Consider the following 10,671-nt stretch of genomic DNA (forward strand, 5'->3'; position numbering starts at 1 on the left):
TTTTGTACATTTGCGGCAACCCAACCACTTATGAAACAAAAAGATCCGTACGCTGCACTTCGGTACAAAGAATTCAATATATTTTTATTAGTCCGTTTTGCCATGGTATTTGCCTGGTCTATGCAATTTATCGTGATAGAATGGGAAGTATATAGCATTACTAAAAATCCGTTGTCGCTTGGAATTATCGGACTTATGGAAGTGATTCCGGCAGTCTCCATGGCATTATTTGCTGGTCATATTGTAGATCAGAAGGAAAAAAAGAGTCTGCTTATAAAATGCATACTTGGATTTTCTGTAATTAGTTTCGGATTATTTCTACTCACTTGGCCAAAAATTGTTGGAGACCTTTCTCAAAACGTGGTTCTCTATTCTATCTATTTCTTAGTATTTCTTGGCGGATTTGTACGTGCGTTTCTAGGACCAACCATATTCTCATTATTGTCTTTAGTGGTTCCTAAAAAATTATATCCAAATGCAGCAACGTGGAGTAGTTCGGTGTGGCAAATGGGAGCTGTTTTAGGTCCGGCACTCGCTGGATTTTCCATTCATTTAATTGGTGTGCATTGGTCCATGTGTTTAATTGTAGGTTTTGCAATTACGGCATTATTAGCCTTAACTCAGATCTCTACCAAGCCTATTTTAAATCCGAAAATAGGAGAACCTATTGTGCAGAGTTTAAAGGAAGGTCTAAAGTTTGTGTTTAGTACTAAAGCGATTCTAGGAGCACTTACCTTAGATATGGTGGCCGTTTTATTTGGAGGAGCTGTGGCTTTATTGCCTGTATTTGCGCAAGATATTTTAAAAGTTGGACCGCAAGGATTTGGGGTGTTACGTGCTGCTCCAGCAGTGGGTGCATTTATTACTATGATTATTTCTGCTTATATCCCTTTGAATAAAAACGCTGGTATGAAATTACTCATCGCTATCTTTGGATTTGGGTGCAGTATAATCGTGTTCGGATTATCCACATGGTTTTGGGTATCGGTAGGTGCGTTGTTTTTTAGTGGTGTGTTCGATGGCATTTCGATGGTTATTCGTCAGACTATTTTACAACTTAAAACTCCCGACCATATGCGTGGGCGTGTCGCCTCTGTAAATTCTATGTTTGTCGGATCTTCTAACGAATTGGGTGCTTTTGAAAGTGGCCTAACCGCTAAACTTATGGGAACAGTGACTGCCGTTGTTTTTGGAGGAAGCATGACGTTACTAATTGTATTAACCACAGGAATATTCTCTCCGACCTTTAGAAAATTGGATCTACGCAAGGATTTGGAGGAGCATGAGAATGAAGGTTAGGTTAATGTAATAATTTTTTAATGTACCAATGTCCCAGTGTATTAATGTACCAATTTATTAATGAAGTAATGTGAAAAATGTAGCCAATCACTAATTTGGGCTTTGGTATTTTACTAAAATTTATATGTAATCCACGGCGTCACCTTGAACTGGTTTCAGGGTCTCATTCGAGTAGGCGTATTTGAGTTAGTTGTGCGATGCTGAAACGCGTTCAGCAAGACGTCTACGTTAGTTTGATGATTCTAGTTTTGATTTGAAATTTATACTGTTTTTAAACACCGCGGCGTCACCTTGAACTGGTTTCAGGGTCACATAGGAGTAAGTTAATTTAAGTTTGTTATGTGATGCTGAAACAAGTTCAGCATGACGTTGATGTTGTCTTTGGAGTTATTAGCTTTACTTTTGAATTAGGAATTATTTTCATGACTGATTCGTCACCTGAACTAGTTTCAGGGGCTCATTAGAGTAAGCAAATTTGAGTTAGTTGTTGGATGCTAAAAACGTAGATTTAATAGTGTTAAATATTTATATATTAGGTATGTAGGGTGCTTGAGCGGAGTCGAAAGCCATCTAAACGAAATCTCGACTCCGCTCGATTAACATATAGTGGTGAAATTAGATTAACAACTTATGCGATGTTGAAATGCGTTCAGCATGACGTAAATTACAATTTAACTTCGAAAGTCTTTAGATTAAGATCTCTGCCATCAAACTCACCATAGGTGTAATACCCAATCCAATCGCCTAAATTAATGTATTTAGCGGTGTCGTTTAAGTTAATAATCATAGGTAAATGGCGGTGACCAAACACGAAATAATCGTAAGCTTTGGTTTCTAATTTACGTTTGCAATATTGCACGAGCCACTCATTATCTTCACCTAAAAACTTAGCATCTTCGTCGCCAGAAATCAGTTTGTTTTTAACCGACATATATTGTGCTATTTTAACGCCAATATCTGGATGTAACCAGCGGAATAACCATTGAAAAAACGGACTGGTAAACACTTTTTTCATGCGTTTGTAGCCTTTGTCTCCAGGACCTAATCCGTCGCCATGACCAATTAAAAAGGTTTTATTGTTAAAGGTAAATTCCTTGGGTTTGTGGTACACAGGAATGTTGAGTTCTTTCTGAAAATAATCGTCCATCCATAAATCGTGGTTGCCAACAAAAAAGTAAATTGGAATGCCAGAATCCCGTATTTCGGCTAGTTTACCTAAGGTTCTTACAAAGCCTTTTGGCACTACGGTTTTATATTCGAACCAAAAATCGAACAAATCTCCTAGTAAAAATATAGCTGCGGCATCGTGCTTGATCTCGTCTAACCACGCTACAAATTTTTTCTCACGGGGTAAGGAATCTTCGGGAGTTGGAGCTCCTAAATGATTATCTGACGAGAAATATATTTTTTTGCCTTCTGGAATTTGCATGCTGTAAATATAAAAGTTTGTTCTTGGTCTGGATGTGCGTTAAGGATAGAGCAATTGTTGGAGCTCTTTTTAATGTTTTTTTACATTAAAAAAGCGACTTGCGAAAGCCTGCCCCGTAGCACAGCGAAGGGTAACGCCCTACAAATTATCGCTTGCGTACCATTCTGCAAAACTACTATCTGTTTCTTGAAGTCTTAAAGAATGCAATGCAATATGACTTGGTAAATAGGTCTTGATCTTTGCTGCAAAATCGATAACCATCATTTCGCTGGTGGGCTGATAATCTACTAAAAGCACATTATGATCGCGTTTTTCTAGCTCTCTCGCCAGCTCGACATGTGGGGTGTTTTTGTTAAAAACAGTAGCGTGATCGAAAACATCGACAATTTCGCGTTTTACAATATTTTTTAAATCTGTGAAATCGATAACCATTCCGTACTTTACATTGTTGCTGTCCGTGATTGGCTTTCCGATAACGGTAACCGAAAGTTTATAACTGTGGCCGTGTACGTTTTTACATTTTCCGTCGTAGCCATATAAGGCGTGTCCGGTTTCGAAAGTAAATTGTTTGGTAATTCGAATATTACTCATGATTTGATTTTTTAACAGTGCAAAGGTACCGAATTTGTAAAAGCAATTTGTTTTTAGATTACATTTGAACGCTTTTTGTGCTAAAAACGAGTTAAGTTTTTAAAATACAAAGGGTTAGCTAAAATGAAAATATTCCTTTAATGACCGCTCTTTTCGAGGATTTGGTCATTGCTGAACATCCGTTATACGAGAAGATTATAGGTGATCTTCTGAGTCAGCAATACAGTATTATTGATAATTTTTTTGATGTAAATGAAGTGTCACAGCTTCGCGATTCTATTCTTCTTAAACACGAAGAGGATGCCTTTAAAAAAGCAGCCATTGGTAACCGTGTGAATGAAACCGTAGAAAAAGCGATTCGTGGCGATGTGATTTTATGGATAGATGAAACTTTTATTAATACGGCTGAAACCTTGTTTTTTAACAAGATAAATGCACTTATTTCGTATTTAAATAGAACGTGTTTTCTTGGGATTTTGACTAAGGAATTCCATTATGCTATTTATCCGAAAGGGACGTATTACAAGCGTCATTTAGATACATTTCAGAATGACGACAGACGAAAATTATCGTTCGTATGTTATCTAAACGATGAAAATTGGACTACTGAAAATGGCGGAGAATTGGTGATTTATACCAACGAAAATGGTGTTGAGGTTGAAAAAACCATTTATCCGTTTCCTGGACGTGTTGTTATTTTCGAAAGTCAGATTCTAGAGCACGAAGTAAAGCCTGTAAATACAAAACGTTTGAGCATTACAGGATGGCTAAAAACGCGATAATTTAGCGACGTCCGCCTTTGTTTCGGTTGTAGACGTAGATTACAACGAGTACGATGGCAAGTATAAGGAAAAGTCCATTTCCGCTTAAAAATTCTAATATGTTCATAGGTCTTGGTTATTTTTTTTGTTGTAATAATACATGATGTAAGCTAAAATTACCAAGACAACAAACGGAACCATAGAGCCAATAAATACGCCGATTTCGTAATTAGAGTCGGGTGCATTTATTATTTTATCTTCTATGCTTAAGTCTTGTAAAAGTGAAATCATGTTTTTGGTTTAATTTAAAATCTTAAACAGGGTTAAATTTAATGGTTTTCTAATTCCGAATTAGAAAAAGCTGTCTAAATTTTATAATTAATGGAATACCTCTGGCTGCCATCCAAAGCGTGAAGGCGATAAAAATGGCATATAGTTTATAGTCGTAATAATCGAACAGGAGTAGTGTTGGAATAAAAACCAAGAAGGTTGAAGCTAGAAGTACATTTCTTAGGTATTTCATTTTTCCTAAACCCTTAAACATGCCGTCGAAAATAAAAGCTAGTGCACACAAAGGTTGCATGGCTAGAACGATCCAGAAAACACTATAAAACGCATCTAAAACTTCGGGTTGCTTTGTGAAAACACGTCCGATTGGTTCATAAAACAGCCACCCGATTCCTGCTAAAATCACCCCTGTTAATATCCCTAATACAATAAGTTTGTTGCTTAGTCTTATCAGTAAATCTGGACGGTTAGCGCCGAATAATTTTCCTGAAAGGATATTTCCTGCGCTTGCAAAACCATCGATTAAAAAGGCGCCTAAAAACCAAATGTTAATAGCTATGGTGTATGCTGCGATATAGTTTTTTCCGTAGCTAGTAGCGTACGAACTTGCAAAATATAATGCTGTGTTTAGTGCTAATGTTCTAATGAATAAATTAAGGATCATTAGCAAGAACTTGTTGATTTCCTTATTAAAAGGCAAGGTGAGTTTTAGAGGAATGTCTGTTTTTTTATATAAATAATACCCTGCTAATACAGCCATAATAAGCTGTGCAATAACACTCGCATAAGCTGCTCCTTTTATGTGCATGGCAGGTATGTAATCCTCAATGCCGTATACCAAAGCAAAATCTAAAATGATGTTGGAAACCGATCCGATTATAGCAATAATCATGGGGTAATACGTGTTTTGTAATCCGCGGAAGGCACCAAAAATGGCAAATGTAAAGAGAGTAAAAGGGAATCCGAACACTCGAATTTTATAATACTCTTGGGCGTAATCTAAAATGAGTCCCGAGGCATTGTATAGTTTAAAAATTGATTCGGCTAAAGGGTAAGTTACCAGTATAATAACTATGCTTAACGACGTAATTAAAAATATAGCTTGAGCAGGAAGATTTTTTACGTCGTCTAATTTATCTGCTCCAACAGATTGTGAAATGATTGAGGAAATAGCGCTTCGACTTTGCCCTAGAACCCAAATTAGCATTGAAATAAATGTTCCTACAATTCCAACAGCTGCTAAAGCTTCGGTTGGATTAATATTTACATTCCCAATAATTGCGGTGTCGGTAATGGATAAAATAGGTTCGCTAATTCCTGCAATTATTGCGGGAACAGCAAGCGTATTGATGTGTTTTAAAGATATGGATTGATCCAAAATTTATATTTTGTAATTTGAAATTGTCTATAAATTGCTAAGGTCGGGTAAATTTAGAAGTTATAATTTATTTATTGTGAAGAAGTGAATAATTGTAAGATTTTGAATTTGTTTTATTATTACATTTATAGCCGTTTTTATAGTAATACATTTATATGAAAAATATTTTAGTTCCCGTTGGGAATTCAAAAAATATTGAGAGTCATCTTCAATATGCTGTAGATTTTGCACATGCTTTTGGAGCACGTTTATATGTTGTGCAAGTGTACGATATGCGAGTAAAATCGGGGACTTTAGGGAAAATAGATCATATCTTAGATCGTGAAAGTTTGTTGTACTTAAATAACTTACTGACCAAAATAGAAACGAAGGAGATTGATATCGTAGTAAAGAGTTTTAAAGGGAAATTAGTAGATACGTTGGAATTGATTTGTAAAACGGCTGATATTGATTTAATGCTTGTGGAACCTAGAACGAATTCTACTAAAGAAGCCGTTTTTTTAGGAAAAACATCTGGAAAAATTATTAAGAAAACCAATATTCCGTCTCTAATTGTGCCAGAGGGATATGTGTTTAAACCGGTCTCTAATGTATTAGTTGCAATAAAATCGGCTATTATAAAAAAAGAACAAGCTTTACTACCTTTGCAACAGATTCAAAATCAGTTTAAGGCTGTTGTAAATTTATTGTTAGTAAAAACGCCTTTTTATGAAGAAGGCGATTTTAATGTTCATAATTCCTTGTCGTCGCTTATAACCGAAACCGTTTTTACCGAAAATCCAACGACGTTTCATGGCGTTTTACAACACTATAATTCTCATACACCAGACTTACTTTGTGTATTTAGACGAAAGCGCGGATTTTTTGCTAAAATGTGGGAAAAAAATGTAATTTTGAAAAAGGATTTTTATAGCCCGTTTCCAGTATTGGTATTAAAAGGCGTAAAATAAATTATAATGGGGATGTAGCTCAGTTGGCTAGAGTGCTTGACTGGCAGTCAAGAGGTCGTGGGTTCGAATCCCATCTTCTCCACTAGTGTTAATAAGGGTTTCGAGCAATCGGAGCCTTTTTTGTTTATGTAAATTACATATTCTAAATTAAAGCCTTTATTTAATTGTTCTCATAATTTCTATGTTAAATAAAAGAGAAGCAATGTTATTGAAATTTACAATTTGTATAATTTATGGAGAGTTCTTTTTACTTGATGATTCTTCAACAGGATTGACTTCCAAATTTAGATTAGTACTACGCTTTAATCTTTTGAAAAAGGATTAATAATGCTAACCTATTTTTTGTAGGTCTACGAAAGTTAATAATTTTGAAATTAAATTCTTAGAACACTGTTCTAGGCCTTTGTTCGAGAATATCTTCTTGTCCTTCTCTACTTATGTAAACACCTTTGTAACTGACTATATAATTATTGGAAATCCATTTAAATAACTTTTGATATTTAAGTAGTTATATGTAAAATTATCATTAATAGTAGATGTTTAAGTGATTGTGTATGAAATTATTATTAATAATGCATGTTATTTATCGATTATGTAAGTTTTGATTTGTTTTTTCTTTAAGAAAATTTTAACTTTAAGAAGATGTCCCAAATCAACCTACTATGAAATATGCTTTACTATTCCTTTTTTCACTTCTATTCTACTTTCCAAAAGATGAAGATTTTAAGTATAATGAGGCGTTCTGCTCAGGTGCCACATTAGATGTTTCGTCCGAAAATTCTTTAATTTCTATGCGTGTTGCAGATTCTTTATTTATGTATTCAGAAAGCAATCAGAATAAAATGTACGCGTTAATGCTTAAGAGTATTCTTTTAGAACAAGAAGAAAAAAGGGGTGAATCTATAGATTTCGCTTTGAAATCTTTAAAAATGGCTAAGCGCGAAAATAATTATTGTCTGCAATCAAGAATTTATATATTTTTATCTAGACAGTATAGAAGTATAGGATTTATAGATAAAGGGAAATATTTGATAGCGGAAAGTTTTGTAGCGAGTTCTAAAATACAAAATAAGGAGCATGCTTTAAAATTTATTACAATGGCTAATCTTGAGTTAGTTGAATATAGTATTGAAACGAAAGAATATGCAGATGCTATTGAATATTTAAAATCTGCAATTTTTATGTTAAGTAAGGAAAAAGATGAAAATATAAAATATTTAGATTTAGCAAACTGCGAGGAAAAGTTGGCAAGATGTTTTGGTAAATTAAATGATAATAAGTCAGCATTTATTCATTATTTAAATGCAAGTTCATATATCGAGCAGTCGGCTTTTGTGGAGCCTTTATTAGAAACGAGAATATATAATGGGCTGTTAAGTATGTGTTTAGAACAGGAACAACTGGATAGTGCAAAGGTTTATGTTGACAAAAGTTTAGGAATAGTTAATCAAGAACATAATGATTTTATAAAAGAAGATGTTTATAAAAACGTTGCAGAATACTATCAACGCATTGAGGTCTTGGATAGTTTTAAAATATTTGCATGTAAATATAGAGCTGTTATTACAGAGAATAAGGACAATAGGAGAATTCTTATAAATAAAGCATCTAATGAATATAAAGAGTTGCTAAAGGGGATAAGCATTGAAGACCCCTCTAGTTCTAATAACATTATCGCTACTATATTTTATATATTAATACCTTCTTTTGGGGTTTATTATAAAAGAAAAAGAGTGTTCAAGTATGTAAATGATGTATTCCGTAGTGCTCCAAAAAAAGTGCCGGGGGTAATCTATTCAAAGAAAACAGAGAGAATACTTTTAATTAAACTTGAAGATTTTGAGGATTCAAACCGTTTTTTAGATAAAAACATGTCGTCAGCTATTTTGGTAGCCCACCTTAATACTAATACAAAATATCTGAGACAAGTATTGAAGGATCATAAAGATTCAGATTTTAACACTTATATAAATAGGTTAAGGATTTTGTATATAATAAATAAGTTGAATACAAATTCCGACTATTTAAATTATAAGATAAGTTACTTGGCAGATGAATGCGGTTTTTCTTCACATAGTAAATTTTCTACCAGTTTTAAGAAATTCACTAATAGCTCACCTTCATTTTATATTAATAATTTGAATAATAAAACAACTTAATTTTATCATTTAGTATTGCCTATAAAGAGCGTTTTTAAATTAAGGATACATTATTTAGACTTCAGATACTTTCATAGTTCGTAAATACTGCTTTTTTTATTTGTGTTAATCTACTTCTTCAAAATGCTTTCTTGATGTAGAGATGTAAAAAAAATCGATTCAATTTCTCGTAGATAGAAATTGGATCGATTTTTTGTGTTGAATAAATATTATTTGGATTCATATTTCACTTTCCTAAATCTTAAAATTCTTAGTGTAAATATCCTTTTACATTTTAGTAAAGCCATAAACAGACGTGTTTTTTTTACACGGTATGTTAAAGTAGGCCGTTTTATTTTAAAATCGTTTTTTTCTATACTTTTTTATTGCTTTTAAAAGGTGTAAAAGCCTTGATGTTCTTAAAAAACACAATAATTATAGTTTGTTAACTATATGGTTTTGAGGTTTTTGTGTTTTTAATGCTATCTGTTTTCGGGAAAATGGCTAAACGTTAAATTTTTAACACAATATTTTAACAATACATTAGGAATACGGTTTTTATGATTAAAAAAGTGTGTGTTTAATAGCTGTTAATCTATTACATATCTTTTTTTTAGACGCAAAAGCTGTATAAGGAATAAGTTAAAATAACTCAGAATTTTATGAAAAAAATTTTACTATTACTCATTTTATTTACGGCTCATGTTACCTACTCTCAAGTAGGGATTGGTACAGATATGCCAAATTCGTCGACGCAGTTAGAAATTGTATCTAGTAATAAGGGGGTTTTAATACCACAAGTACCTTTAACTAGTCTAACAGATCAAACTACTATTTCTGCAGGAAATATTGAAAGTTTGTTGGTTTATAATACAAATACATCCACAGGAATAAGTCCAGGATATTATTATTGGTATCAAGATCGTTGGGTGAAATTCTTAGGAAAGCAGGATTTACCAGATAACATTGTTTATTGGGATGTGGTTAATAATCAGTATTCTTATATTGATGAGAATGGAGATGTCCAAATTATAACAAATAGTAATGTGGAAACATTAACCTTTCTTAGTCTTAACGAAGATGGAAAATCTTTAGAGTATAAAGATGAAAATGGAGATGTTACTGCATTAGATATGACTAATCTCGTTAAGAATCTTGAAACTATAACAACCATAGTTGATAATGGAGATGGTACAATAACTTATTTCAATGAAAATAATGATCAAATAGTTATTGATTTAGCCAGTGGTCCGGCAGGATTAGATGGTGTTGGAATTACTTCTACAGTAGATAATGGAAATGGCACATTTACTATACTATATTCAGATGGATCTACATTTACAACTTCAGATTTTACAGGTGAGCAAGGTGTTGCTGGTGCTGATGGAATTGGAATAGGTTCAACTACAGATAACGGTGATGGTACATTTACTATTGTTTATACTGATGGTTCAACTTTTACAACGGTCAATTTAGCAGGATCAGATGGAGCCGACGGTGTAGGGGTTACAGGAACTACAGATAATGGAGATGGCACATTTACAATTACATATTCAGACGGGACTTCATTTACAACTCCTGATTTCACAGGCGCACAAGGTGTTGCGGGAACAGATGGATCTTCAGCATTTGAGATCGCAGTATCTGGTGGATATACAGGAACAGAATCAGATTGGTTAGCGTCATTAAATGGAGCTGACGGAGCAGATGGAAGTAACGGTGTTGACGGAGTAGATGGAACAGATGGATCTTCCGCATTTGAAATCGCAGTAGCTGGTGGATATACAGGAACAGAAGCAGCTTGGTTAGCGTCACTAAATGGGGCTGACGGAGCAGA

General features: G+C 33.8%; 9 protein-coding genes and 1 tRNA gene. 6 read left to right on the forward strand and 4 right to left on the reverse strand.

Translation table 11 applies throughout. The annotated features are described in order from the left end of the window. Positions 1–30 precede the first annotated feature (30 nt). On the forward strand, positions 31–1,299 hold the full coding sequence (locus ACFFVB_RS03335) for an MFS transporter (protein WP_382381148.1): 1,269 nt from the start codon (positions 31–33) through the stop codon (positions 1,297–1,299). A 664-nt stretch (positions 1,300–1,963) separates the two neighbouring features. Here ACFFVB_RS03335 and ACFFVB_RS03340 read toward each other — a convergent pair. Then, positions 1,964–2,728 (reverse strand): UDP-2,3-diacylglucosamine diphosphatase, encoded by a 765-nt coding sequence (locus ACFFVB_RS03340; RefSeq protein ID WP_382381150.1) that lies wholly within the window; start codon positions 2,726–2,728, stop codon positions 1,964–1,966. Positions 2,729–2,866: 138 nt separating this feature from the next. After that, complete coding sequence (locus ACFFVB_RS03345) at positions 2,867–3,319, reverse strand: 6-pyruvoyl trahydropterin synthase family protein (RefSeq protein WP_382381152.1); 453 nt, start codon at positions 3,317–3,319, stop codon at positions 2,867–2,869. Positions 3,320–3,459: 140 nt separating this feature from the next. Here ACFFVB_RS03345 and ACFFVB_RS03350 point away from each other — a divergent pair, with 140 nt between their 5' ends. Beyond that, complete coding sequence (locus ACFFVB_RS03350) at positions 3,460–4,101, forward strand: 2OG-Fe(II) oxygenase (RefSeq protein WP_382381154.1); 642 nt, start codon at positions 3,460–3,462, stop codon at positions 4,099–4,101. 102 nt (positions 4,102–4,203) lie between these two features. Here ACFFVB_RS03350 and ACFFVB_RS03355 read toward each other — a convergent pair whose 3' ends face one another. Continuing rightward, positions 4,204–4,371 (reverse strand): hypothetical protein, encoded by a 168-nt coding sequence (locus ACFFVB_RS03355; protein ID WP_382381156.1) that lies wholly within the window; start codon positions 4,369–4,371, stop codon positions 4,204–4,206. Between the two features lie 49 nt (positions 4,372–4,420). Next, positions 4,421–5,746 (reverse strand): MATE family efflux transporter, encoded by a 1,326-nt coding sequence (locus ACFFVB_RS03360; RefSeq protein WP_382381158.1) that lies wholly within the window; start codon positions 5,744–5,746, stop codon positions 4,421–4,423. A gap of 155 nt (positions 5,747–5,901) precedes the next feature. Between ACFFVB_RS03360 and ACFFVB_RS03365 the strand changes: the two genes are divergently transcribed. The 4 genes from ACFFVB_RS03365 to ACFFVB_RS03380 form a co-directional block, all read left to right on the forward strand. Continuing rightward, entirely contained in the window at positions 5,902–6,696 is a 795-nt protein-coding gene (locus tag ACFFVB_RS03365) for a universal stress protein (protein ID WP_382381160.1), read from the forward strand. Between the two features lie 8 nt (positions 6,697–6,704). After that, positions 6,705–6,778 (forward strand) — tRNA-Ala (locus ACFFVB_RS03370). Positions 6,779–7,358: 580 nt separating this feature from the next. Then, positions 7,359–8,855, forward strand: a complete 1,497-nt coding sequence (locus ACFFVB_RS03375; RefSeq protein ID WP_382381162.1) for a helix-turn-helix domain-containing protein — start codon at positions 7,359–7,361, stop codon at positions 8,853–8,855. A gap of 641 nt (positions 8,856–9,496) precedes the next feature. Then, positions 9,497–10,671, forward strand: a 1,175-nt coding sequence (locus ACFFVB_RS03380; RefSeq protein WP_512699228.1) for a phage tail-like protein, incomplete at its 3' end; no start/stop codon positions are given.

Source organism: Formosa undariae, assembly GCF_042427615.1.
Taxonomy (GTDB): domain Bacteria; phylum Bacteroidota; class Bacteroidia; order Flavobacteriales; family Flavobacteriaceae; genus Formosa; species Formosa undariae.